At 55.5% G+C, this 24863-nt stretch carries 28 protein-coding genes; 8 read left to right on the top strand and 20 right to left on the bottom strand.

What is annotated here, in order from left to right:
* Positions 1-27: 27 nt before the first annotated feature.
* A complete protein-coding gene (gene ubiG, locus C1J05_RS20475) occupies positions 28-774 on the top strand; it encodes a bifunctional 2-polyprenyl-6-hydroxyphenol methylase/3-demethylubiquinol 3-O-methyltransferase UbiG (protein ID WP_114871882.1) in 747 nt (248 codons plus the stop codon).
* Positions 775-781: 7 nt separating this feature from the next.
* Here the strand turns inward: ubiG and C1J05_RS20480 are convergent, their stop codons facing one another.
* From C1J05_RS20480 to C1J05_RS20495, 4 genes are read right to left on the bottom strand one after another with little or no spacing between them, the layout of a single operon-like run.
* On the bottom strand, positions 782-1219 hold the full coding sequence (locus tag C1J05_RS20480; RefSeq protein WP_114871883.1) for a MarR family winged helix-turn-helix transcriptional regulator: 438 nt from the start codon (positions 1217-1219) through the stop codon (positions 782-784).
* Complete coding sequence (locus C1J05_RS20485; protein WP_114871884.1) at positions 1216-2049, bottom strand: carbon-nitrogen hydrolase family protein; 834 nt, start codon at positions 2047-2049, stop codon at positions 1216-1218. The genes C1J05_RS20480 and C1J05_RS20485 overlap by 4 nt, the downstream gene beginning before the upstream one ends.
* Complete coding sequence (gene grxC, locus C1J05_RS20490; protein WP_114872488.1) at positions 2046-2306, bottom strand: glutaredoxin 3; 261 nt, start codon at positions 2304-2306, stop codon at positions 2046-2048. The genes C1J05_RS20485 and grxC overlap by 4 nt, the downstream gene beginning before the upstream one ends.
* A 34-nt stretch (positions 2307-2340) precedes the next feature.
* Complete coding sequence (locus tag C1J05_RS20495) at positions 2341-3003, bottom strand: ComF family protein (RefSeq protein ID WP_254684666.1); 663 nt, start codon at positions 3001-3003, stop codon at positions 2341-2343.
* 83 nt (positions 3004-3086) lie between these two features.
* Here C1J05_RS20495 and C1J05_RS20500 point away from each other — a divergent pair, with 83 nt between their 5' ends.
* Both C1J05_RS20500 and hemH read left to right on the top strand, forming a co-directional pair.
* Positions 3087-3905, top strand: coding sequence for a methyltransferase domain-containing protein (locus C1J05_RS20500; RefSeq protein WP_114871886.1), 819 nt, complete (start codon positions 3087-3089; stop codon positions 3903-3905).
* A 54-nt stretch (positions 3906-3959) separates the two neighbouring features.
* Positions 3960-5021 (top strand): ferrochelatase, encoded by a 1062-nt coding sequence (gene hemH, locus C1J05_RS20505; protein WP_114871887.1) that lies wholly within the window; start codon positions 3960-3962, stop codon positions 5019-5021.
* Positions 5022-5115: 94 nt separating this feature from the next.
* On the opposite strand, the gene C1J05_RS20510 is transcribed toward hemH, so the two are convergent.
* Together C1J05_RS20510 and C1J05_RS20515 are read right to left on the bottom strand one after the other, a co-directional pair.
* Positions 5116-5298, bottom strand: a complete 183-nt coding sequence (locus C1J05_RS20510) for a hypothetical protein (protein ID WP_114871888.1) — start codon at positions 5296-5298, stop codon at positions 5116-5118.
* Between the two features lie 137 nt (positions 5299-5435).
* A complete protein-coding gene (locus C1J05_RS20515) occupies positions 5436-6038 on the bottom strand; it encodes a L,D-transpeptidase (protein ID WP_114871889.1) in 603 nt (200 codons plus the stop codon).
* Between the two features lie 165 nt (positions 6039-6203).
* On the opposite strand from C1J05_RS20515, the gene C1J05_RS20520 reads away from it, so the two are divergent.
* The gene (locus tag C1J05_RS20520; RefSeq protein WP_114871890.1) at positions 6204-6710 is read left to right on the top strand and encodes a CAP domain-containing protein; all 507 of its coding nucleotides are present in this window, start codon (positions 6204-6206) and stop codon (positions 6708-6710) included.
* Positions 6711-6717: 7 nt separating this feature from the next.
* On the opposite strand, the gene C1J05_RS20525 is transcribed toward C1J05_RS20520, so the two are convergent.
* From C1J05_RS20525 to hslO, 8 genes are all read right to left on the bottom strand, one after another.
* Complete coding sequence (locus C1J05_RS20525; RefSeq protein ID WP_114871891.1) at positions 6718-7212, bottom strand: L,D-transpeptidase family protein; 495 nt, start codon at positions 7210-7212, stop codon at positions 6718-6720.
* A gap of 86 nt (positions 7213-7298) precedes the next feature.
* Positions 7299-8072 (bottom strand): ion transporter, encoded by a 774-nt coding sequence (locus C1J05_RS20530; RefSeq protein ID WP_433990106.1) that lies wholly within the window; start codon positions 8070-8072, stop codon positions 7299-7301.
* A 17-nt stretch (positions 8073-8089) separates the two neighbouring features.
* On the bottom strand, positions 8090-9316 hold the full coding sequence (locus tag C1J05_RS20535; RefSeq protein ID WP_114871892.1) for a class I SAM-dependent RNA methyltransferase: 1227 nt from the start codon (positions 9314-9316) through the stop codon (positions 8090-8092).
* A 39-nt stretch (positions 9317-9355) separates the two neighbouring features.
* On the bottom strand, positions 9356-11188 hold the full coding sequence (locus C1J05_RS20540; protein ID WP_205389006.1) for an ABC transporter ATP-binding protein: 1833 nt from the start codon (positions 11186-11188) through the stop codon (positions 9356-9358).
* Positions 11185-13023 carry an ABC transporter ATP-binding protein gene (locus C1J05_RS20545; protein WP_114871893.1) on the bottom strand — a complete coding sequence of 613 codons (1839 nt, stop codon included), beginning with the start codon at positions 13021-13023 and terminating at the stop codon, positions 11185-11187. Before C1J05_RS20545 ends, C1J05_RS20540 begins: the two co-directional genes overlap by 4 nt.
* 190 nt (positions 13024-13213) lie before the next feature.
* Positions 13214-14374: a CCA tRNA nucleotidyltransferase gene (locus C1J05_RS20550; RefSeq protein ID WP_114871894.1), complete on the bottom strand. Its 1161-nt coding sequence runs from the start codon at positions 14372-14374 to the stop codon at positions 13214-13216.
* Positions 14371-14967, bottom strand: coding sequence for a CoA pyrophosphatase (locus C1J05_RS20555; RefSeq protein ID WP_114871895.1), 597 nt, complete (start codon positions 14965-14967; stop codon positions 14371-14373). The genes C1J05_RS20550 and C1J05_RS20555 overlap by 4 nt, the downstream gene beginning before the upstream one ends.
* Positions 14960-15946, bottom strand: a complete 987-nt coding sequence (hslO, locus tag C1J05_RS20560; protein ID WP_114871896.1) for an Hsp33 family molecular chaperone HslO — start codon at positions 15944-15946, stop codon at positions 14960-14962. The genes C1J05_RS20555 and hslO overlap by 8 nt, the downstream gene beginning before the upstream one ends.
* Before the next feature lie 78 nt (positions 15947-16024).
* Between hslO and C1J05_RS20565 the strand changes: the two genes are divergently transcribed.
* Entirely contained in the window at positions 16025-16465 is a 441-nt protein-coding gene (locus C1J05_RS20565) for an NUDIX hydrolase (RefSeq protein WP_254684667.1), read from the top strand.
* On the opposite strand, the gene C1J05_RS20570 is transcribed toward C1J05_RS20565, so the two are convergent.
* A complete protein-coding gene (locus C1J05_RS20570; protein WP_114871897.1) occupies positions 16458-17732 on the bottom strand; it encodes a PP2C family protein-serine/threonine phosphatase in 1275 nt (424 codons plus the stop codon). The two genes, C1J05_RS20565 and C1J05_RS20570, sit on opposite strands and share 8 nt — an antisense overlap.
* Positions 17733-17896: 164 nt before the next feature.
* Between C1J05_RS20570 and C1J05_RS20575 the strand changes: the two genes are divergently transcribed.
* Positions 17897-18229, top strand: a complete 333-nt coding sequence (locus C1J05_RS20575) for an Hpt domain-containing protein (RefSeq protein ID WP_114871898.1) — start codon at positions 17897-17899, stop codon at positions 18227-18229.
* Here C1J05_RS20575 and ilvA read toward each other — a convergent pair.
* Positions 18226-19452 (bottom strand): threonine ammonia-lyase IlvA, encoded by a 1227-nt coding sequence (gene ilvA / locus C1J05_RS20580; protein WP_114871899.1) that lies wholly within the window; start codon positions 19450-19452, stop codon positions 18226-18228. The genes C1J05_RS20575 and ilvA overlap by 4 nt on opposite strands.
* Positions 19453-19456: 4 nt before the next feature.
* On the bottom strand, positions 19457-20185 hold the full coding sequence (locus C1J05_RS20585; protein WP_162798173.1) for a hypothetical protein: 729 nt from the start codon (positions 20183-20185) through the stop codon (positions 19457-19459).
* Between the two features lie 137 nt (positions 20186-20322).
* Between C1J05_RS20585 and C1J05_RS20590 the strand changes: the two genes are divergently transcribed.
* Positions 20323-21540, top strand: coding sequence for an argininosuccinate synthase (locus C1J05_RS20590; protein ID WP_114871901.1), 1218 nt, complete (start codon positions 20323-20325; stop codon positions 21538-21540).
* A gap of 6 nt (positions 21541-21546) precedes the next feature.
* Here C1J05_RS20590 and C1J05_RS20595 read toward each other — a convergent pair whose 3' ends face one another.
* Both C1J05_RS20595 and C1J05_RS20600 read right to left on the bottom strand, forming a co-directional pair.
* The gene (locus C1J05_RS20595) at positions 21547-22263 is read right to left on the bottom strand and encodes an HAD family hydrolase (protein ID WP_114871902.1); all 717 of its coding nucleotides are present in this window, start codon (positions 22261-22263) and stop codon (positions 21547-21549) included.
* The gene (locus tag C1J05_RS20600; RefSeq protein ID WP_114871903.1) at positions 22263-23171 is read right to left on the bottom strand and encodes a D-amino acid aminotransferase; all 909 of its coding nucleotides are present in this window, start codon (positions 23169-23171) and stop codon (positions 22263-22265) included. Before C1J05_RS20600 ends, C1J05_RS20595 begins: the two co-directional genes overlap by 1 nt.
* A 147-nt stretch (positions 23172-23318) precedes the next feature.
* On the opposite strand from C1J05_RS20600, the gene msrA reads away from it, so the two are divergent.
* Positions 23319-23981 carry a peptide-methionine (S)-S-oxide reductase MsrA gene (gene msrA, locus C1J05_RS20605; RefSeq protein ID WP_114871904.1) on the top strand — a complete coding sequence of 221 codons (663 nt, stop codon included), beginning with the start codon at positions 23319-23321 and terminating at the stop codon, positions 23979-23981.
* Here msrA and C1J05_RS20610 read toward each other — a convergent pair.
* A complete protein-coding gene (locus tag C1J05_RS20610) occupies positions 23978-24856 on the bottom strand; it encodes a ribokinase (protein WP_114871905.1) in 879 nt (292 codons plus the stop codon). The two genes, msrA and C1J05_RS20610, sit on opposite strands and share 4 nt — an antisense overlap.
* Positions 24857-24863: the final 7 nt, after the last annotated feature.

Here is a 24863-nt window from a genome sequence, read left to right on the forward strand (position 1 = left end):
GACCCACAAGAGCATATGGAGACCAGAATGCAAGCGCCTCAGAGCACAGTTGATCCGGCCGAGATCGCCAAATTCGAAGCAATGGCGGCAGAGTGGTGGGACCCGAAAGGGAAATTCAAGCCGTTGCATATGCTTAATCCCTGCCGGCTGGACTATATTACATCCCAGATTGCGGGCGAGTTTGATCGCGATCTGAAAACGATCAGGCCGTTCAAAGGATTGCGTATTCTGGATATCGGTTGTGGCGGCGGGTTGTTATCGGAACCGATGGCGCGCCTTGGGGCCACGGTTGTGGGTGCAGATGCGGCCGAGCGCAATATTCCTGTGGCCCGTGTTCACGCCGAACAATCCGGTCTGGACATTGATTATCGTCACACAACAGCCGAAGCGATGGCCGCCGCGGGCGAGCAATTCGATGTCGTTCTGAATATGGAGGTTGTCGAACATGTGGAAGGACCGCTGGCATACCTGACCGCGTGCCAGACCCTTTTGAAACCGGGTGGATTGCACATCTGCTCCACCCTGAACCGCAATCCGAAATCATTCATGATGGCCATAATCGGCGCGGAACACGTCATGCGCTGGTTGCCGAAGGGTACGCATGAATGGTCAAAATTCATCACCCCAGATGAGCTTTTTGCTTTGCTCGAAAAATCCGGTGTCACGCCCGTGGATCGCAAGGGATTTGTTTTCAATCCGATCAGCTGGAGTTGGTCATTGTCTGATCGCGACTTAAGCGTGAACTACGTGACCGCCAGTATAAAACCGGCCTGAACAGGCTCTAACCCTCAAGTTTCGAGCGCATTTCCCGCAGGATGGGAACGGTCGCCTTGACCTTGTCGCTGCCAAGGGATCCAACCATTTCCTGAATAAGCGGCGTGATCGCCGACAGGGCCTGATCGCGCGCCCGGCGCCCTGCCGGGCTGATCGCAACCATTTTGCGGCGCGCATCATCCCAATCGGGGCGGATATGGATGTATCCGGCCCATTCCAGTTTGTTCAGCGTATTTGTCATTGCGCCGCGGGTAACGTGGAATTGGTCTGCCAGTTGCGCAGGGCTGCGTTCGTCGCTGATCCATGCCAGCGCATTCAGAACCGAGAAATGCGAAATTTCCATGCCCTTGGGCAACACGCGGCTTAGCCGGTTTCGCAACAACTGGTCAACGGTCAGGATTTCACTGACAAGAGTCACCGCAAGGGCATTGTTTTCTTCGGTCATTCTGGTCCGTCAAAGGGTCGGATATGGGTAAGCGACATAACGCGCTTACGTGCTTTTGCCACCTCTGACATATCAAAATCAACCATGTGCACGCCCGGTTCTGTCCCGGCATCCAGCAAAACCTCGCCCCACGGCGCGATTACCATCGAATGGCCGTGTGTTGTTCGCGACTTTCCAACAGTGGCTTTATGCGTGCCGGTTTGCGCCGGTGCCATCACAAAACACCCGTTTTCGATCGCGCGGGACCGCAAAAGTGATTCCCAGTGCGCCTTGCCGGTCACATGCGAAAACGCAGCCGGCACCGTCAGGATGTTGGCACCCGCCAACGCCAGTTTCTGATAAAGATGGGGAAACCGGATATCGTAACAGATCGTCATACCGATCGTCGCAAACGGCGTCTGTGCCAGAACGGCCCTTTCGCCCGGGCGATACCCATCTGATTCGCGATAGGTTTCTTCTGGTGTCACCTGAACGTCGAACATATGGATTTTGTCATATTGCGCCTGAATGCGGCCGTCGGGATCGATCAGGAAGGACCGGTTCGCAAACCGCCCGTCCGGATCATCTGTTTTCAGCCCAAGTGATCCGATCAACAGCCATATACCCAACGCACCAGCCTGTGATTGCAGCGCCGCCAGCGTTGGATCGTTCTGCTGCGAACACAAAACCGTCTGTTGGTGCGAACGACTGGCGGAAACGCAATTCGTGACTTCGGGTGTCAGTACAAACCGGGCGCCCTGCGCGGCGGCCTCTGCCACAAAGGCTTGCGTTTCAATCAGGTTTTCTGCCGGATCGTCGCTTGAGTTCAACTGGATAAGGCCCGCTTTCATGACACCGCCAACAACGCGTCCAGCTTGCCCGCCCGTTCCAGCGCATAAAGATCATCACATCCACCGACATGAATATCGCCGACAAAAATCTGCGGGACGGTGCGGCCACCCTGGGCGCGCTGCACCATTTCTGCGCGCCGCTCGGGATGGGCGCTTATGTTCACTTCACTAAAGTTTACGCCCTTTTGGGACAGCAGGCGTTTGGCGGCATGACAAAAGCCGCAGGTCGGCGATGTATAAATTTCGACTGGTTGCATGATCTGGCCTTTCAACTAATCCGTTGTCAGGCATTTAGGCATCCTTTGCAACGCGTGCCAGTGCCAACACACAAACGTCACCCGCACCGGCACGCTGGCACGCCTCGGTCGCGGCGGCAAAGGTTGCGCCCGATGTCATCACATCGTCAACCAGCACGATCTTGCGGTTCTTGATCAGGTTTTTACGCTTCGGATGGATACGGATCGCATTCTGCAACATCTCGAATCTCTGCTCTCTGCCCAATCCTTCCAAAGATTTGGTGGCCACCGTCCGCACCAACAAATCGGGGCAGACTTCCATGCCGGTTTCCCGCGCCAGTGCACGCGTTAGCAATGCAGACTGATTGTAACGCCGTTTCAGCAAACGCCGCCAATGTAACGGCACCGGCACCAACAGGGTGTCGTGATCAAAAATGTCCCGCCCTGCCGCAATCAGCCACAAAGCTGCAGGGCGCGCGATATCGGCGCGATCACCGTGCTTCAGCGCCAGAACCATTTTGCGCCCTGTGTCATTATACGCCAATGCCGCACGCCCTTTGCGCCATGGCCGGGCAATCACAAGGCAATCATCGCAATGCAGGGCGTCCTGGCCCTGCTCTCCCGCAAACGGCACGCCGCACGTGTCACAGATGGTGCCCCCGATAAAGGACGTATCTCGCCAGCACGACCCGCACAGCCCGAAATCACTCTCGACCATGGCGCCGCACCCTATGCAGCGCGGCGGATACAAAAGCTTCAGTGCCGTTTGAAACTTGCCATCCGCCATCCTAATATCCGCCCATGACCAAACATTCCCCCCTGAGTGATACAGACGCACTAAGGCGCAACAGGGCGCGTGCGAACCCTGATCTTTTGTACCTGCATCACGCTGCGGCCGAGGATGTTCAGGATCGGCTAAGTCTGGTTAACAAACGCTTTACGTCGGTGGCGATTGTCACGCCGTTTCCCGAAATCTGGAAAGACGCATGGCCAGATGCGCATTTCATTCCAGACACGGAAACACTGGCGTTGCAGGTTGGCGCGCATGATCTGGTGGTTCACGGGCTGTGTCTGCATTGGTCCAACGATCCGGTCGGGCAACTGATCCAGTGCCGGCGCGCGTTGAAACCCGACGGGTTGATGATCGCAACTTTGTTTGGTGGGCAAACCCTGAATGAATTGCGCGTCTGTCTGTCCGAAGCCGAAGTCGCGCTGACCGGGGGTTTGTCACCCCGGATCGCACCGATGGGTGAAATCCGTGACCTTGGCGCCCTGCTGCAAAGAGCAGATTTCGCATTACCGGTCGCAGATTCGACCCTGATAAAGGGCGATTATCCTTCAATGATCCACCTTATGCAGGAACTGCGGGGTATGGGTGAAGGCAATGCCCTGGCCGGTCGCACCCGCGCACCGACACGTTCAAAGCTGTTTGATCACGCCAGCACGCTCTACGCCAGACATTACGGAAATCCGCAGGGCCGGATCCTTGCAACCTTCGAATTTGTCACGCTGACGGGTTGGGCGCCCGATGAATCGCAGCAAAAACCCCTGCGACCCGGCTCTGCCCGCCAGCGTCTGGCAGATGCCCTTGCGGTTCCGGAAATAAAACTACCTGATTGACCATCCGGGAAAACCAATTATCTCAGGCGGATTACGCCAGAACAGGAATATCAAATGTTGGACGCAACCCCTAAAGCAGTCTGCCCCGCACATGCGCCGTCAGATCACCCGAAACTGCCGCAGGAAAAGGTTGGGATCCTGATCGCCAATCTGGGAACGCCGGACAATTACGATTACTGGTCCATGCGGCGGTATCTGGGTGAATTTCTGTCAGACCAGCGTGTTATTGATTACAGCCCGTGGCTTTGGCAGCCGTTGCTGCAACTTGTGATTCTGACAAAGCGGCCCTTTTCAAGTGGCGCCGCCTATAAATCGATCTGGAACCACGAAGCTGGCGAAAGCCCCTTGATGACCATCACCAAACAGCAAACCGCCAAAATATCTTCGGCGATGAAGGCGCGGTTCGGGGATGATGTCATGGTCGATTTCTGCATGCGCTACGGTAACCCGTCGACAAAATCAAAAGTACGCGCAATGGTCGATGCCGGTTGCCGCAAGATATTGTTTTTCCCGCTTTATCCGCATTATGCGGGCGCCACATCGGCCACCGCAAATGATGCGTTTTTCCGCGCTTTGATGGAAGAAAAGTGGCAACCGGTCACGCGCACAGTTGAACCCTATTTCCAGCATCCGATGTATATCGAGGCGCTGGCCCAGTCCATTGAACGGGCCTACGATGAGGCAGACAAAAAACCGGACCTTCTTGTCTGTTCCTATCACGGTGTCCCAAAGCGTTATCTGACCGAAGGTGATCCCTATCACTGCCAGTGTCAGAAAACGACGCGCCTGCTGAAAGAGCGTCTGGGCTGGGATGACAGCGAGATTACCACAACCTTTCAATCCCGTTTCGGACCGGAAGAATGGCTTCAACCCTACTCGGTTGAGGAAGTGGCCCGTTTGGCGGAAGCCGGAAAAACAAACATCGCGGTTTGCGCCCCGGCCTTTTCGGCCGACTGCATCGAGACGCTGGAAGAGATAAACGAAGAGATCAAGGAAAGCTTTGAAGAGGCGGGCGGTAAAGACTTTACCTACATTCCCTGCCTGAACGATGATGATGCGCATATTGCAGCGCTGGAACAGATCATCCTTGAAAACACACGTGGCTGGCTGGACTAGTCCGGCACACCACCTGCGACCGAAACAATGCCGCACAAAAGAAAAAGGCGATGGAACCCCATCGCCTTTTCCCTTGTAAAACTGTCAGTACGTATCAGTCGGCTGCAACAGCGGCACCAACGATAACCAGCAGCAACAGTGGCAACCAAATGCCACCGGACGAACCGGTTGTTTCTTCAACGACCACAGGAGCTTCGATAACAGGCTCGGCGATTGTGCCGGCAAATGCAGTCGAAGCAGCAGCTGTCAGAGCAGCGGCGAGTACAAGTTTCTTCATATTAACCTCCAGAATTCGCGTGGCGGAAAAATACCGGCACGCACCCAAGACTTACCTCGTACTCTTGTCTAACCAGCAAACATGGCGGATTGCAAACTTAACTTACTGTTCCCGCGCTCTTAAAACCCAAAATGTCGTCAAATTAGCAACACTTGCGTGCCCACTTTCGCCATCGCGAACAGCTCGGCAATGTTTTCATTGTACAAGCCAATGCATCCATTGGACGATTGTCTGCCGATTTTGCGCGTATCGTGCGTTCCGTGAATACGGTAATATGTCCAGCCCAGATAAAGCGCGTGTGTTCCCAATGGGTTGTCCGGCCCTGGGCCGATATATTCGGGCCATTCAGGATTGCGCCGCAGCATCGACGGTGTCGGCCGCCAACTGGGTCCTTCGACCTTCTGTACAACCGAAGTCCTGCCGCGCCGGGTCAACTCTTCGCTTAACGGAACGCTGGACGGGTACAATTTATAGATCGATTGATCTTCTGACCAGTAATGCAGCGCTCGTGATGAAATATCGACCAGAATGGCCCCATTTCTGGTGTTGCTGAAATAGGGCTGCCAATCCAGCGTTCTGAAACTTGAAATATTGCGGCGTACGACCTCGGACAGATCGCGTTCAACTTCGTACGTACCATCGGAACTGGTTGATTGTGCGATCGCAGGCGTTGCAGCAAGGGCAGCAGTTCCAGCCAGAAAGGCGCGGCGCGTTGGCATGTCAAACGGCGTTTTCGTCATTGTAATTCTCCGGATTCGGACTCTGAGCAGTTGGTTTCATAATATGGCGAGAAAGACGCAGTCGCAAATCAAACCAAAGTTATTTGATATCAGACACGCGAAGTAGGTTTGTAAGATGCGTCATCTCGCGGTATTCGGGTGTAAACATAGTATATAGGAAGTCTCATGCGGATAATTGCACTGCTCTTTGCCGGTCTGGTCGCTTTGGCTGCGTGCGCCCCATCCGAGCCGCAGCTGGGTGCCGATGGTCAGCCTTTGCCGAAACTGTACCGAATCGGTAATCTGGATACGTCAAAAATCCAGTTTCGGGTGCTTGATTCTGTAAACGCCCTGCGGCAGGCGGCAGGTGCACCACCTGTTGCACTTGATTCCAAGCTGAACGCCGCGGCGGCCACCCATTCGCGCGATATGTCGGTGCAGAACCGTCCGTGGCATTTTGGATCTGACGGATCCTCGCCCATCGATCGCGTTCAAAGGGTCGGATATCCCGGGCGTTTGACCGGCGAAAACATTTCGGAAACCTATGAAACCGAAGTTCAGACACTGGCCGCCTGGATGGAACAACCCGATACCCGCGCCGTCATCCTGAACCCCGAGGCGCGGAACATGGGATTCTCGTGGTTTCAGGAATCAAACGGAAAGATCTGGTGGACAATGGTGATGGGAAGCTGATCCGGCCTTATGGTCGGATTGTAATCGGCGTTCCGTTTCGAACCATTGCGTAAATATCTTCTATTTCGCGATCCGTTACCGCAATGCAGCCCCATGTCCAATCATCCACGCCGTTGCGCCATTTCTTTGGACGCCCATGAATGAAAATGTCACCACCCGGTGATTTGCCCAAGGCTTTGGCCGCGGCGATATCATCCTGATTGGGATAGGAAATTCCGATCGACAGATGGAACTTGCTGTTTGGGTTGCGCCGGTCGATCACATAGGTGCCTTCGGGCGTTCTGCCGTCGCCTTCGATCGATTTGTGGCCCGTCGGCGCAAAGCCAAGCGAAATCTGGTAGTCCTTCAACACCTCTTCATGGTGCAGCAGGTACATTTTCCGCGCTTCCTTGTTCACGACAACCGAGGTGACTTCCGGCCCGTCATATGTCTTGAATTTGCTGGCACACCCGGTCAGGCCCAGTGCAGCCAGAATGACCAATAGGAACTGTAAACTGCGCATTTCTTGCTCTTTATGTTTGCCTCATCCCGTTCCTACCCCGAGATGCTGTTTGCGCAAAGCACATTCGAACAGACGTAACGCAGCCGTTATTTCCGATCGAGCCGCCTTTCGATTTCGGCAAGTCTGGCCAGAACCTCGTCACGGTAGGCATCAGTACGCACGCCGTCTTCTTGGGCGTGTGCATCTTGCATTGAGTTCACGATCAGACCGACGAGAAGGTTCACAACGGCAAACGTGGTAACCATTATAAACGGCACAAAAAACACCCAGGCAAAGGGATAAACCTCCATCACGGGGCGCACGATGCCCATCGACCAGCTTTCAAGGGTCATGATCTGGAACAGCGTGTATCCCGATTGCCCCAAAGACCCGAACCATTGCGGGAAAGACGCCGCAAACAATTTGGTCGAAATAACCGCACCGATGTAGAAGATGATCGCCATAAGCAGGAAAACGCTGCCCATGCCCGGCAGAGCCAGAACAAAACCTTCGACAACACGGCGCAAACGTGGCGCAACGGAAATGACCCGCAAGACCCGCAGAATGCGCAGCGCCCGCAAAACCGACATGGATTGCGCCCCCGGCACAAGAGCCGCGCCGACAATTACGAAATCAAAAAGGTTCCAGCCGCTTTTGAAAAACCGGCCTCCATGCGCCACAAGCTTCAAACTGATTTCAATCACGAATATGGCAAGGCACGTCTGATCAAGCGCTAGAATCAACGGGCCGAAACGCGCCATGATAGGTGCCGAAGTTTCCATTCCCAACAGGATCGCATTGAAAATAATCACGGCGATCACGCCGTTTGTGACCATCGGGCTAGCCAGCCAGTCCGCGAGCCTGCTGCGAAAATCCATCATGTTCCCTTTTAACGATTTCAAACCATATGGGTTCGCGTGAACGCTGCGGCAAGCTCTGTATGGGGTGACCAGCGGAACTGATCGACAACTTGCACCCAGACAAGCTGAAACCCTGATTTCGTCAAACAGGCGGCATCGCGCGCGAACGTACCCGGGTTGCACGATACATAGGCGATTTTTTGAACATCGCTTTTTGCCAACTGCTCCACCTGCGCTTCCGCTCCGGCGCGCGGCGGATCAAGAACAACGGCCTCAACATGCCTGAATTCATCAGGATAAAGCGGCCGCCGGAACAGATCGCGGGTTTCATGTGTGACTTTTTTCAATCCTGTCGCGCGGCGCCAACCCTGATCCAGCGCGGCCATCATTGCCGCTTCGCCTTCCACGCAATGAACTTCTGCCTGATCGGCAAGCGGGAGCGAAAACGTTCCGCATCCGGCAAAAAGATCCGTTATTTTACCTGCATCGCCAACAGCCGCACGAACAGCAGCAAGCAATGCTGCCTCTCCGTCAGCGGTGGCCTGCAAGAACGCACCGGGCGGCGGAACAACCTGTGCGTGGCCGAATGGCTGCACCGGGGGGGCCTGCATTGCGACCACCTCGTCATCCCAGCTCAGCCGCGCAACGCCGCGCCCCTCGGTCCAGGCGGCAAGCGCAATGCGCAGCGCCCCATCCAGATCCTTGCCGCCGGCAACGGCCACATCAAGGCCAGCTGACGACTGCGTCAGCGTAACCGAAAGATGCCCTTTGCGGCTGCCCCCGGCGCCTGCCAATCCACCCAAATCCGGTAGGATGGCAATAAGGTCAGGGTGCAAAAGTTTGCAGTCGGGCAACTCGACGATCACGTCTGATCCGCGTGCATGAAACCCTGTCAGCGAACCTTTCTTGGTACGCCGCACCGCCAGTGTGGCACGCCTGCGGCTTTGGGCGGGCGATGTGTGGATGGGAAGAAAATCAGTGTCTATTCCGTGCGAAAGCAGCAATTCCCTGACAAGGTCAGTCTTCCAGTTTGCAACAAACTCGTCAGAAGCATGCTGTAACTGGCACCCGCCACAGGTTTTGAAATGACGGCACGGGGGCGTTACGCGATCAGCGGATGGCGTCAGAATGCGCACATCTGTCACGCGCGCCCCTTCGGCCACCCCCGTCACCACCTCGCCTGGCAGCGTAAGAGGTACGTAAAACGGGCCATCGGCCACGCCATCGCCCTGATGGCCCAAACGCTTGATTGTGAACTGGTTCATTTAGGTCTGATACCCGTAGAACGCTTGTTGCAAAAGCACCTATTCCGCCGCCCGCGTTTCGATGAAGCCACCCGATTGCCTGCTCCAGAACTGCGCGTACAGACCATCACGCGCCAACAAGGCCTTGTGCGATCCGGATTCGACGATCTTGCCGTTGTCCAGAACGATGATCCGGTCCATTTCCGAAAGGGTCGACAGCCTGTGGGCGATGGCCAGAACCGTCTTGCCCTGCATCACACGACTAAGCGCCGATTGGATGGATGCCTCAACCTCGCTGTCCAGCGCGCTGGTCGCTTCGTCCAGAACCAGAATTGGTGCGTCCTTTAAAATGGCGCGCGCCAGGGCGATCCGCTGGCGTTGCCCACCGGACAGTTTCACGCCACGTTCGCCCAGATGGGCATCGTACCCGGTGCGCCCTTTGTGATCCTGAAGCTCCAGAATGAATTCGTGCGCCTCGGCTTGCTTGGCGGCAGCGATCAGCTCGTCTTGTGATGCATCCGGACGACCATAAGATATGTTTTCGCGCGCCGATCTGTTGAACATTGCCGTTTCCTGCGTGACCATTCCAATCTGTCGGCGCAGACTTTCTTGCGTCACCTTCGAAATGTCCTGTCCATCAATGCGGATACGGCCATTTTCCACGTCATAGAGCCGCATCAAGACCGAAACCAGCGTCGATTTTCCGGCACCGGACGCACCTACGATGCCCAGCTTTTCGCCGGGCCGTACGGCCAGGTTTATGTCATCGATGCCGCCCGTCCGACGGCCATAGGCAAATCCGACGTGATCAAACGCAACCTCTCCCTTGGTTACGATCAGGTCGGGTGTTTCATCGGAATCATCAATCCGGTTGCGCGGTGTCAGGGTGCGCATACCATCTTCGATTTCGCCCACATTGGAATAAATCGCCATAAGCGTAAAGCTGACCCAGCCTGTCATCTGGGCAATCCGGATCGAAACCGCCCCGGCGGCGACAATGTCGCCTTCTGTTGCCAGACCCGACCGCCACAACATCAAAACCCCGCCAATCATCAGCACGGGCAGAACACCTGCCAAGGTCATCAGGCAAAACCGGAAACCTGCTGATAGGTACCCGAACCGCAACGCCTTTTCGCGAAAATATTGCATCGCGCCCAGCGCCGCACGGTCTTCGTGATCGGCATGTGCGAACAGTTTTACGGTCTTGATATTCGTAATCGTATCAACCACCTGGCCGGATACCATCGCACGTGCGCCCGCGCGACTGGCCGACAAGGTGCGAACCCGGGGCAAGAACCAGTTGATCATTGCAAAATAAAGGCCCAGCCAGATCACGAATGCTGCCGCGACACGCCAGTCGATCGCAAACAATAGCACGACAGATCCCAGCAGCGATGCCAGTGCAAAGGCAACCACATTGATCATTTCCGCTGCAACTTCGGTTACCGCACGCGCCGCCTGCATCTGTTTCTGGGCAATGCGCCCCGCAAAATCGTCATCAAAAAACCCGACACTCTGGCCCAGTGTCCAGCGATGCAACCGGGACAAAACAAGCGGATTCACATTGGGCTGAACGATAATTGCGTTGGCCGACGCGCTAAGCCCGAACAATAAGGGACGGGCAAGAATGAAAAACGCAATCGCCCCAATGATCATCCATGTGTTGGAACCGTCAAAGAAAGTGTCGGGTGTGCTTGAAACCGCGCTGTCTATAACCAAACCCAGAATCAGGGCGGTTCCGGCCTCAAGCGCGCCGGCGGCGGCGGACAAAAACGCTGCAAGCCACAAGGCAGGCCATGCTCCCGAAAGGCACCATCGAAAGAACGCGCCCAGCGTTTCGGGGGGCGCACCATCCGCCTCTTCAAACGCATCTATCATCGTCTCGATTTTCACTCGGCTGCCTCGACATTCAGAAACCCGCCGGATTGGCGTGCCCAGAATGATGAATATAGGCCGCCTTTTTCCAAAAGCGCGTCATGTGATCCTTCTTCGACAACGCGGCCCTGATCCAGCACCAGAATACGATCCATATGGGCAATTGTGGACAGCCGGTGCGCGATTGCGATCACCGTCTTGCCTTCCATCATTCCATACAATGTGTCCTGAATCGCGGCTTCCACCTCGCTGTCCAGCGCGCTGGTTGCTTCGTCCAGCAGCAGGATGGGCGCATCTTTCAGAATGACGCGCGCAAGTGTGATCCGTTGCCGTTGCCCACCAGAAAGCTTGACCCCTCTTTCGCCGACATGCGCATCATATCCGCTGCGCCCTTCCGGATCGGTCAGATCCAGAATGAAATCATGCGCTTCGGCTTGACGGGCCGCAGACAGCATTTCCTGTTCGGTCGCCTCGGGGCGCCCGTAAAGGATGTTGTCGCGCACTGACCGGTGCAGCAGCGAACTGTCTTGCTGCACCATTCCGATGTTCAAACGCAAACTGTCTTGCGTCACCTTTGTGATGTCCTGGCCATCAATCAGAATGCGACCGCTGTCAGGGTCGTAAAACCGCAATAAGAGCTTTACCAGTGTCGATTTTCCTGCCCCTGATCGCCCGATCAGGCCAATTTTTTCACCGGGTTCGATGGTCAGATCTATCCGGTCCAGTCCGCCTGCTTCGCGACCATAGTGATGACTTAGCGATTGCAGTTCGATCCTTCCGTTTGTCAGAACAAGCGGCTTTGCCCCGATCGTGTCTTTCAGGGCAATGGGTTGCGCAATGGTTTCCATGCCTTCCGCAACAACGCCAAGCTCTCGGAAAAACGATGTCAGCGCCCACATGATCCACGCCGTCATCGAATTCAGCCGCAAGGTCAGCGTGATTGCGGCGGCCACCACGCCCACACTTGCCTGTTCCTGAACCCACAACAGAACGCCCATGCCCACAACGCCAACGATCAACAGCCCGTTCAGCGTCACAAGTGCGATATCCATCTTGGTGAAGATCCGCATTTCCGCCTGAAACGTTCTGCGGCTTTCTTCGATTGCGTCCTGCGCAAAATTAAGTTCACGGCTGTGATGAGCGAACATCTTGACCGAATGGATGTTGGAATAGCTGTCCACCACCCGCCCGGTGATCGCCGAACGTGCATCCGACGCCGCCTTGGATGCGGGCCCGACGCGCGACACGGTCCAGCGGACCAAAGCAGCATAAAGCGCAAACCACAGCAGCAATGGCAGCAGCAACCGCACATCCGCAAACATCAACAAAACCGCCGCGCCGATCAGATAGGCCAGCGAAAACGATATCGCGTCAAACACCTGAAAAACCACTTCGCCGGCGGCAGGCGGGGTTTGCATGATCCGGTTTGCAATGCGACCTGCGAAATCGTTTTCGAACCAGCCAACAGATTGACGCAAAACATGTTTATGCGCGCGCCACCGGATCAGCGTTCCGAAATTGGGCAGAATCGTATTGTTCAGCAGCACCACATCAAGCGCTTGAAGAACTGGCCGCAGGAAAACGATGAACACGGCAACCAGGATCAATTCGGTGCCATAATTGTCCCACACTTTGGCCGGATCGCCCGACATCAAATCAACAACCCGGCCCATGTAATAGATCAGGCCGACTTCGATCGCGGCGACAACGATTGACATGAAGGCCGTGAATGCGAAAACGCGCCGGAATGGCTGCGCGTAATCCTTCAGAAACAGCCACAGCGTTTGCGGAGGGTGGTCCGTTTCAGTGTATTCTACATAAGGATCGACAAGATTTTCGAAAAATTTGAACATGGCGGCAATCCGACAGGGAACAGGGTAGCATAAAGACGACTGCAAGAAGGCGCGGCCGTCCCGACGGGGCGGTGAATTCAGCTAAAGCCGTACCAGATCCCGCAATACATACCGTAGTCCTCCACGTCGCCATGTGTGAATTTTCCGGAAGGTATCGCAGTTCTTCGGGGCTGTCACCCCTTGGCGGTCCTCAATAACTACCGCTCAGCAGCGCATCACGCGTCAATGTAAACCCGGACCGGATCCACGCCGATTGAAGGGTCTCCAGTTTTTTTCCCAGTGCTTTCCCGGTGTATTCCGGCATGAGGTCTGCGGCTTTGACTGGAAAAACCTGCTGCGAACCAACTTTTGCGGACAGAAGGGTGGATTCGTCAAATTCAGTCTCAAACAAGGCGTTTCTGAGCAAGATCGCATCTATGGCCTGCTGCTCTCCCAGCCGGTAACCAAGCTCTGTTGCGCTGGCAGTTGACGCTGCGCTTTCGCGCAACAGCATTATCGCGCGCGCATCAGATTTGCTTAACCGCAGGTCGTCCGCGGGCGTTGCCGCACTTAGCGCCGCCAATCGCCGCAACGCATCCGGTTGCTGCCTTGCGCTGTTTTCAATGTGGATCAGCGGGGCCAGCGCCCGATCCTGTGCGCCGCTCAGAATGCGGTCCAGAATGCCCATCTGGTTCATGGTGGCAATGGCTGGCGCGGGGTCCGGCGCGCTAAGCAATTTCAGCATTTCCTTGCCAATTCGTTCTTTCGACAGCCGATCCAGCCCGTCAAGATGCCCGGCAATCGCGGCCAGCGCGTCCAGATCAAACCCGTTTTCCGGTTCAGCGTACCAGGCCGAAAACCGAAAAAAACGCAGAATGCGCAAATAATCTTCTTCAATGCGCTGCGCAGGGTCTTCGATAAATCGCACGCGGCGCGCCCTCAGATCATCCATCCCGCCCAAAGGATCGACCACCTTGCCTTGCGGCGTCGCGTATAAGGCGTTCATTGTGAAATCGCGGCGGCGCGCATCATCTTTCAGGTCTTTGGAAAACCTGACGGTGGCCTTGCGCCCGTCCGTTTCAATATCCTTGCGAAAGGTTGTGATTTCGTAGGGCCGCCCCCCGGAGAGGACCGTGATTGTGCCGTGGTCTATTCCGGTCGGGATCGCCTTTAATCCGGCCGCCACAGCCAATTCAATTGTATCTTCGGGAATTGCGTCGGTTGCGATGTCAATGTCGCTGACGTTGACGCCCAACAGGGCATCACGAACGCATCCGCCAACAAACAACGCCTGTGCCCCGGCATCTGTCAGCGCGCGGCAAACGGCCTGTGTTTGATCAAACGCGATCCATTCCGCCCTGAGCACTGTCATTTTGCCATCCGTTCTGCCAATCCACGCAATATGCGTGCCGTAGCACCCCAGATATAATAGGGCCCGTAGGGAACCACATAATAGTGGCGACGGCGCCCCTGCCACAGGCGCGATTGTATCAGATAATTGCCCGGTTCCATCACATGTTCCAGCGGCACAAAGAACACTTCGTCAACTTCGCCCACTTCTGCAACAGGCGTAAAACAATCTCTGACAAGGCCCAAAACGGGTGTAACCTGAAAACCGGTGACTGTTTCGTGGTCGGGCAATGTACCAATGATCCTGACGGAATCAGACGTCAGACCAATTTCTTCACGCGCCTCGCGCAGGGCCGCAGCCACGACATCCGCGTCTGCCTGATCCTGTTTGCCGCCCGCAAATGCGATCTGGCCCGGGTGATGTTTCAGCGCCGATGATCGCTTGGTCAGGACAACGTTCCATCGATCCGCCCCTTGCACCAACGCGACCAATACGCCGGCCGGCCTTAGAACACGCCTCTTTGGCAATTCGAAATCCTTATTCAGGTCAAAATCAGAAGAACTGGCCCCCGTTCGGGCCAGTGCATCTGTTAACTGCTGAACAAGATTATCCATCGTCTGGCTGATCGGCCTCAAACCCCAGCGTTGCAGGGTCCAGATCATAATGCGCACTGCAAAACTGGCAATCCGCGGTCACACGGCCATCTTCTGTTGTCATCTTTTCGATATCCTTGGCCGAGTAGATCGACAGACTTTGCCGCACGCGATCCTCGGAACAGGTACATCCGAACCGAACCGCCTGCGTATCAAACACGCGCGGCGCTTCTTCGTGAAACAGCCGGACCAACAGATCGGTCGGCGGCAATGCCGGCCCGATCAGTTCAATGTCTTCGACTGTATCCAGCAACAGGTTGACCCGGTTCCAGTTCTCGCCCTCTTCACCATCAATGATGTCATCAGCTGTCAAAACCTCGCCAGTGCCTTCACCGCGCGCGACAAAAGGCGAAGCTTTTGGCATGTGCTGCAACATGATCCCGCCGGCGCGCCAGTGCTCTGGCACGTCTATTTCGGTCGATTTCCCGAAACTCAGCGAAAACCGTGTCGGAATTTGTTCGGACTGCGCGAAATAGCTTTGCGCACACTCTGTCAAAGACTGCCCCGTCAAAGGCGTAATGCCCTGATAGGGTGTCATATCGTTGCCCTGATCGATCATGATCGCGAAATAACCTTCGCCGACCTGATCAAACGGGGCTGAATCGGTCAGACGGTCTGCATCATAGCTGGCATATGCACGGATGCGAGCAGGCGCGCCCTCTTCCGTCGGACCATAGTAATCGGTGGCAATCATGCGCACTGGTCCGTTGGATTGCACCTGCAACTGCAACTTCCAGCGCAATTTGATCGTTTGTCCGATCAGCGAAGTCAAAAGCGCCATTTCCGCGACCAGCGCCTCTACCTTTTCGGGATAGTCGTGCTGTTTCAGGATACCGCCCAAGACGCCATCCAGACGGGCCACGCGGCCGCGGATATCAGAATTATCAAGTTGAAATGGCAGAACAGTGTCGTCCCACACGAGTTTTGATCCGAGTGTCATGGGGTTTCCTTAAACGCCAGAGGTTGGCATACCGCGTCTATATAGGCGCGGCAAGTCAGGTAAAAAGGGGCATCTGCAGTGACAATACGAAGGTTCGGGGATACGCCGGTTGCCGGGCAAACTTATACGCGCCGCGCAGGTGCCTATGCAATTCTGCCTCTCGGACACTCAATTTTGCTGACTTGCCAGATGTCACCCGCCCCTGATATCCAGCTTCCCGGCGGTGGAATTGATGCCGGCGAATCCCCCATAGCTGCCCTTCACCGCGAGGTTTTCGAAGAAACCGGCTGGACCATCGCAGCACCGCGACGTGTCGGTGCATTCCGCCGTTTTGTGTTCATGCCGGAATACGATTTATGGGCCGAAAAGCTGTGCATGATCTACACGGCGCGCCCTGTGCGACGTGTCGGGCCTCCTGCGGAAAAAGACCATCATCCCCTGTGGCTTCCGCCCGCTGACGCGGCAGAGGTTCTGGGCAATGATGGCGACAGGCATTTTGTAAAACGGTTTTTCACTTAGCTGTCGTGCCGAATTCAAAAAGTATTGCGGAAACATCATCGGGAAAGGCACGGCCCCCGGCATAGTCCGTCAGGGTCCAGACCAGCGCTTCCAGCAGGGCGGGGCCTTTTGTAGATGCGAGGTTCTGTATCATTTTCTCCAACCCCGCTTCGCCCAAATGGGTGCCTGCCGGGTTCGGACATTCCGTAACCCCGTCCGACAGAATCAAAAGGCGATCCCCCTGTTTCAGATGCAGGGAATACTGCGAAAACTCTGCTTCCGGCAGCAATCCTACCGGAAACCCGCCCGGTCCGGTCTGTTCGATTTTGCCGCTGGCCCGCTGAACGATCGGGTGGGGATGCCCCGCCTGCCCGACTTCCACGACCCCACTGGTCAGATCGATATGCGCAAGCAGCAGCGTAAAGTAATGCTCTGTGTCCATTTCATTCAGGACCAGACTGTTAAGGTTCTGCATTACCTCTGCTGTGGGTCGCGCGACTATTTTTCCGCCTGCACCAACGCCAAGCGCAATGTTCTGTTCGGGCAATGCAGACGAAAGATATCCGGCAAGCCGCGCCGTCATCAAAGCAGAACTTATCCCGTGGCCTGAAACGTCTATCGCAAACAGTCCCAAATGGCTTTCGCCAGCCGGATAGAACCCGACAAGATCACCGCCCACATGCCCGCACGAGCGCAGCAACAAGGATAATTCAGCGGCTTCAAACGTCTTATATCTGTCTCTAACAAGGGATTGTTGCAGTTTCTTGGCTTCCACCAGATCGCGATCAAGAGAGTCATAGAGCGTTTGCAATTCGCTGAGCGTATCGGAAATCAGCCGGTTTTTTCCCTTAAGCTCCCGCTCCATCCGCAGAATACGATCTCCCGCGGCAATACGGGCCCTTAACTCGTGCGAATTGACGGGCTTGGTCAAGAAATCATCGGCACCAGCGTCCAACCCGCGCGCCACTTCGTTCTTTTCACTTTTTGACGTCAGCAGAATGAAATACCCGTACCGGTCCGTGGGCAAACTGCGGAAAGCCCTGCAAAACTCCAGCCCGTCCATACCCGGCATCATCCAGTCGCTGATAACCAGATCGGGAACGTAGCTTTTGCACAGGTTCAATGCGTCATGGCCGGATTCTGCCTCGGCCACGTCAAACCCCCATTTTTTCAGCGCGCCGGACACGATTTTGCGTTGCAGCCTGCTGTCATCAACCACAAGAACGCGCTGAACAGCACTGCCTGCCGGGTCTGCGCCCTGTATTTCTGTCGAATAAGAAGCCAGCATTGTTCCTGCACCAAAGACCACGTTTCAAGGAATCCAAGGCCGGACTAAACCGCGCTGTTTAACAATTGCTAAACCCTAAAATTCGACCCGGTTTTGCCGGTATTAGTCATGTTCGGTTAAAGGCTTGGCTGCCATTCTTTTGTCAAAGATGGAAAAGGTGTCACATGATTGACTGGACCCGCCTCAAGGATCTTCGCGACGAGGTTGGCGCAGAAGAGTTTGAGGATATCGTTGCCCTTTTTCTGGACGAGGTAGACGATGCGGTCGAAAAGCTGCGGTCTGCCCCCGACACCGCCACGCTGGAAGATGATCTTCATTTTCTCAAAGGCAGCGCGCTTACTCTTGGGTTTCGCGATCTGTCAGACTTATGCCAGACAGGCGAAACCGAAGCCTCGCAAGGGCGCGCGGACACTGTCGATGTCGCTGCAATCCTGAACAGCTATCAGAATTCCAAACATGTCTTTCTATCGGATCGGGCCGCGCATATGACGTATTAGATCACGAACTGCGCCAGAGTTTCGTCATTCGTGATGTCAGTATAGGTAAATCCGGCGGCATCCAGTTTTGCGCAGAATGCTTTAAAGTTCGCAGCATCGCTTGTTTCGATCCCGATCAGAACCGACCCGAAATTTCGCGCGGATTTTTTCAGATACTCGAACCGCGCAATATCATCGTCCGGACCAAGCAGGTTCAGAAATTCCTTGAGAGCGCCCGGCCTTTGCGGCAGCCGCAGAATAAAGTATTTCTTGACGCCAGAGTAACGCAAGGCGCGCTCTTTCACCTCTGGCAGGCGTTCGAAATCGAAATTCCCACCTGATGTGACACAGACAACGGTCTTGCCCCTGATCTGGTCCGCAACATCCACCAACGCTTCGACAGACAGCGCGCCGGCGGGTTCCAGCACGATGCCTTCGACATTCAGCATTTCAATAATCGTCGCGCAAATACGATCTTCCGAAATGGTAATCGCGCGGGATGCGGCGATGGAGTTGAGCCGCGCAAAAGTGCGCTGGCCAATCTTGGCCACTGCCGCACCATCCACAAAGCTGTTGATGGGCGAAACATCCACCGGCTGCCCTGCTTCCAGCGCACGTTTCAAACTGGGGGCGCCTGACGGTTCGACAAAGGTGTAACTGATGCTGTCACCAAAGTAGCTGTATGTGCCCGCTGACAAACCACCACCACCGACAGGCAGGATGATATGGTCCGGGGCCTTCCCCAGCTCTTCCTCGATTTCGACGGCGACCGATGCCTGGCCTTCGATGACGTCTTCATCGTCGAACGGCGACAAGAAATGCGCGCCCTGTTCCGCACAAAACGCCTGCGCCGAAGCAAGCGTATCGTCAAAATAGTCACCCACCAGCCGGATTTTGACGTTGTCACCGCCGAACATCCGCGTTTTTTGGATTTTTTGCTGGGGTGTCGTGACCGGCATGAAAATCACCCCCTGCACGTCGAAATGACGGCACATATAGGCAACCCCCTGCGCATGATTGCCGGCGCTGGCGCAGACAAATTGCGCCTGCCCCGCAAGCTTGCGCATGGCATTGAATGCGCCGCGCAGCTTGTACGACCGCACCGGGCTCAGATCTTCGCGTTTCAGAAAGACATCTGCTTCAAACCGGTCAGACAGATGCACGTTGCGCTGCAACGGCGTTGCCGGAAAGACATCTCTCATGGCTTGCGTTGCAGCGCGGGCCGCTGCCTGAAATTGGGTCATTCTCTTAGGACAGTTCGCGTTTTTCGATGAAGTAGCCATAGAACGTTGTGAACAGGCTGATACCGAACATCGTGATGAACCATTGTGCCGCCACCATATATATGATCCCCAGCATCAAGCTGATCGACGCCAGAATGGCACCGGGCAGAACCAGAAGAATCAAACCGCCGATCATGCACAATATGATCACGAATATGGTTCCGGTGGTTCCTTCGGTCGCCTTCCAGGCAGCAGACATGGTTAGCGGTTCGCCCACGGCGGCAGACGGCAGTATCGCGCACAGACGATAGAACAGAAACACCGCGAAAATTGATCCGACCGACAGGATCGCCGCCGCCAACGGCCCCTGAAGCCCGATTGCAATCGGAAGAGATGCCACAATAATTACGGCAACCATCGCCAGACCGATCAGGATCGAACGCCCGAAATAGGCGGCCATGCGCCCTCCGTTCCAGTTTGGCAGAAACCCGTCCGGTTCTTCTTCCAGCAGGATGTACCGGTGCCAGGCCACCGCGATCCAAAGGCTGGTCATGACCGAAACGATTGTACCGATAAACTGAATGCCCGCGCCCTCTGTGTTGGGCACGCCGTCTTCCATCGTTCCAAACCCGGAAACCTGCGCCCAAACCTGAAACGCTGCCGAGATGATGTACAAAAGCGCGGATATTCGGAGCGCGACGCCTAAATTCGCCCAAACCAGACGCACGGAATGCGTGAATATTTGCCAGCCCATTTTGTTTCCAATCTTTGCTTTGAACACCTGTTTAAGCAGTAGACAGCCAACAATGCGGCGTCAACGCGCGTTGCCAATCTTGCCCCGACTATGAAAACCCGATATCGCCCGATCAATCCCGTGTGAAGGAACCAAAAATGCAAGCCCCAAAGAAAGTTGTTCTCGCCTATTCCGGCGGCCTTGATACATCAATCATCCTGAAGTGGTTACAGACCGAATACGGCTGTGAGGTGATCACGTTTACCGCAGACCTTGGGCAAGGCGAAGAACTGGAACCGGCGCGCAAGAAAGCCGAGATGATGGGCGCCTCTTCGATCCATATCGAAGATCTGCGCGAGGAATTCGTTCGTGACTTTGTATTCCCGATGTTTCGCGCAAATGCCCTTTATGAGGGTCTGTATTTGTTGGGAACGTCCATCGCGCGCCCGCTGATTTCCAAGCGTCTTGTTGAAATTGCAGCCGCCGAAGGCGCGGATGCGGTTGCGCACGGGGCCACAGGAAAAGGCAACGATCAGGTGCGGTTCGAACTGGCCGCCTATGCGCTGAACCCCGATATCAAGGTCATCGCGCCCTGGCGTGAATGGGATCTGACCAGCCGCACACGGTTGATTGATTTTGCGGAAAAAAACCAGATACCGATTGCCAAGGACAAACGCGGCGAAGCACCGTTCTCCGTCGACGCAAATCTTTTGCACACCTCGTCCGAAGGCAAGGTTCTGGAAGATCCGGCGGATGAGGCCCCCGATTACGTGTACCAGCGCACGGTCAACCCCGAAGACGCGCCCGACACACCCGAATATATCGAAATCGGGTTTTTGCGCGGTGATGCAGTATCGATCAATGGCACAGCCATGTCGCCGGCGGAAATTCTGACCACGTTGAACGAAATTGGCGGCAAACACGGCTGTGGCCGGCTTGATCTTGTCGAAGGTCGCTTTGTCGGTATGAAATCCCGCGGCATCTATGAAACACCAGGCGGAACATTACTGCTTGAGGCGCATCGCGGAATTGAATCCATCACGCTTGATCGTGGGCAGGCGCATCTCAAGGACGAGCTGATGCCGAAATACGCCGAGCTGATCTATAATGGCTTCTGGTTCAGCCCCGAACGCGAAATGCTGCAAGCCCTGATCGACAAATCACAAGAACATGTAACGGGAACCGTGCGCCTCAAGCTTTACAAAGGGCTGGCGCGCACTGTCGGGCGCTGGTCTGATTATTCGCTATATTCCGAAGCACATGTGACATTCGAAGATGATGCAGGCGCTTATGATCAAAAGGATGCCGCAGGCTTTATCCAGCTCAACGCACTTCGGTTAAAGCTGATCGCGGCGCGCGATCGCCGACTGAAGTAACGCTGTTCAGGCCAATTTGAGCTTGGCAAGTTTTTGATAACTCGGCAGCGCAAGTTCTGCCAGCGCGGCGTATTCAGGCTCTAACAGGGGGATTCCGTCTTCTGCCCTGGCAAACCCGGTGCTGTTGTGCACCGCCTCGTACCAGTGTTTTGACCAGACGCCATCCTGCACATGGCCCCCAACGGGCCAGTGCAACATGCTGGCATCCCAGTTCAGGCCCAAAGCGGCACACAATAGTTTCAACATATGCTCGGGATCGGCGCGGATATCGGCAGAATCAATTACAATTGACGTCTGGCCCAGCGCCCTGACCTCTTCCAACAGGTCCGCCTGCTGCAGAAACCCAAGATCGTCCAGCGAAGGCCCTTCGCGTTTCTTGGCATAGCTTGCAACCACATAGGCAGGATGGCGGATCAGAAACACATTTCTGACCTTGGAAATCCAGTCGCGCGGCATCCCTTCGACCATATGATGGGTCATATGTTTTTGATAGAAATGCAGCTTGTTCTCGGGGATCGGGCCAATCAAGGACTGTGCCACTTTCTTGGGATCTGTCGGATGCCCGGCTAAAATTTCGGCACGCATCGGATGATCCGCCCCGGTGCGCGCCAGAAACGGGGCATAGAACGGTTCATCCACGATGTGAAAATCCGCGCGTGCACCAAAACTGTACATCATCGCCGTCGAAAGGTTGCGCGGCCCCGACCACATGGCAATCCGCATTATGCGCATTCCCTGGCAATCAGCGCCTTGTACAGATCGCGCAGTTTTTCGGTCATTGGCCCCATCTCACCCGACCCGATCTGGCGCCCGTCAATCTCGCCCACCGGGGTTTGCGCACCGAACGTGCCGGTCAAAAAAGCCTCGTCCGCGCCATAGGTGTCGACCAGCGAAAAATTCCGCTCGAAAACGGGGATATCGTTGGCGACACACAGATCGATAACCTTCTGGCGCGTAATCCCGTTCATGCAGTAATCGCCCGTGCTGGTCCAAACCGCGCCATTCCTGACGATAAAGAAATTGCAGGCGTTCGTCGTGTTCACAAATCCATGCACATCCAGCATCAACGCCTCGTCGGCCCCTGCCTTTTCCGCCGCGATGCAGGCCAGAATACAGTTCAGTTTGGAATGCGAATTCAGTTTCGGATCCTGTGTCATCGGCAGGCCACGCAAATGCGGAACCGTCGCCAACCGGATCGGGCGCGGTATCCTGGGCTTTGAATGTTCCATGATGATAACCATCGTCGGGCCGGACCGGCTAAGCGAAGGATGCTGAAACGGCCGGGTTTTCACGCCCCGTGTGACCATCAGCCTTGCATGCGCATCTGTTGTGAATCCGTTGGCTTGCTGTGTCTCTAACAAGGCGGAAACCACGCCTTTCCGGCTTAGCCCGATATCAAGATCAATCGCTTTTGCAGCTTCGAACAAGCGGTCGATATGGGCATCCATAAATGCCCAGCGCCCGTTATACAGGCGCAACCCCTCCCACACGCCGTCGCCCAACATAAAGCCGCTGTCATAAACGCTGACCGTCGCTTCGGATTTTGGCCGCAAGGCGCCGTTTACATAAATCAGGATGTCCTCGTTACGGGTGTCTTCCTGGGCTTGGTGGGTCGTTACATGCTCGGTCATTTCAGCCTCCTGTTGCGCGGACGCTAGGCAAGCCACACAGCGCTGCCAAGAGGTAAATTCCTGTCACCTCACTGTGAAAAGCCGTTTCATCCCGTTGTCACAACCGTAAACGCAAGACACGATAAGCATAACGATGGAGGGTTTCACATGTCTGTCCTGCAAAATGCAAAGATTGCCGTTCTTGGTATTCTGATCGTGATCGGCTTTGCCGCGTCCCATTCAAAGGCACATGCTTCGGGTCAGGAAATACTTACAGTCGCCGGCGGGTGTTTCTGGTGCGTCGAAGCCGATTTTGAAGGCGTCGATGGTGTTAAGGAGGTTGTATCCGGCTATACCGGCGGAAATGTGGAAAACCCGACCTATAAACAGGTCACGCGCGGCGGAACCGGTCACTATGAAGCGGTCCAGATCACTTTCGACCCGAAAATCGTCACCCGAGACGCATTGCTGGCCAAGTTTTTCCGCTCAATCGACCCGACAGATTCCGGAGGGCAGTTCTGCGATCGCGGCGAAAGCTATCGTTCAGCCGTGTTTTATTACAACGCCAGCCAGCAATCCGCCGCAGAACAGGAAAAGGCGCGCGCTGAAAAAGCGTTGGGTCAAACGGTTGTAACGCCACTTCTCCCGGCATCACGGTTTTATCTGGCCGAGGATTACCATCAGGACTACTACAAGGGATCAAGCCTTGTACTGACCCGGTTTGGCCCGAAATCACAATCCAGCGCATACAAGGCGTATCGCAAGGCCTGCGGGCGCGATGAGCGCGTCAAAGAATTGTGGGGATCACAAGCGCCGTTTGTAAACAGCTAAATCGCGCTTTTCGCTTCTTGCACGTCTTTCAGATCAGGGATGACATCCGCCGTCCCTTCCCGCGTTACCATTAACGCTGCAGCAACGCTTGCCGTTTCTATCGCTTGCGCGATGGGCTTGCCCCGATCCACACCGGCGATAACGTAACCGGTAAACGTGTCACCCGCACCGGTCGTATCGACAGGTGTGACGTGAAACGCCGGAAAATGTCTGGTTTTGCCTTTAACAGTGTCGATCCAACGACATCCATCCGCGCCAAGCGTGACAATCACGTGGCGCACCGGCAGTTGATCCGGCGCAACGCCCAGTGCGGTTTCCAGCTGCTCCGCCTCAACCGCATTCAGAAACAGAAACTCGATAAACGGCAAAACAGCCTGAACCGCCGCAGTTTCAAAAGGTGCGGCGGCATAGGCCACCCGAAGCCCCAGACGTGCGCCCATTTCAGCGGCGTGGGTTTGGCCATTGGTTTCATTCTGCAAGACCAGAAAATCGCCCATATCCGCACCCGAAAGCGCAGTTCCGATCTGATCCTTGGTGATGGAATGATTTGCACCGGCAAACAGTACAATCTGGTTTTCCCCATCCGGCGCAACACAGATATTGGCATGTCCGGTCGGCAGATCACTGACTGCGATATGCGTCACGTCAACACCGTATTCCAGCAATCGGGTCTGGGCCCAGCGCCCGTCCTGTCCTACGGCACCGATGTGAAACACCCGCGCCGCCGCTCGCGCAGCGGCCACGGACATATTAGTTCCCTTGCCGCCCAGTCCGCGGGTCAGCCGGCTTGCGGCCAGCGTTTCGCCAGCGACCGGGATACGGGGAACGCTGTAAAAATTGTCAGCGTTGATTGATCCCAGATTGTAAATCGCCAACTCAACC

The sequence above is a fragment of the Sulfitobacter sp. JL08 genome (genome assembly GCF_003352045.1).
In the GTDB taxonomy this organism is placed as follows: Bacteria; Pseudomonadota; Alphaproteobacteria; order Rhodobacterales; family Rhodobacteraceae; genus JL08.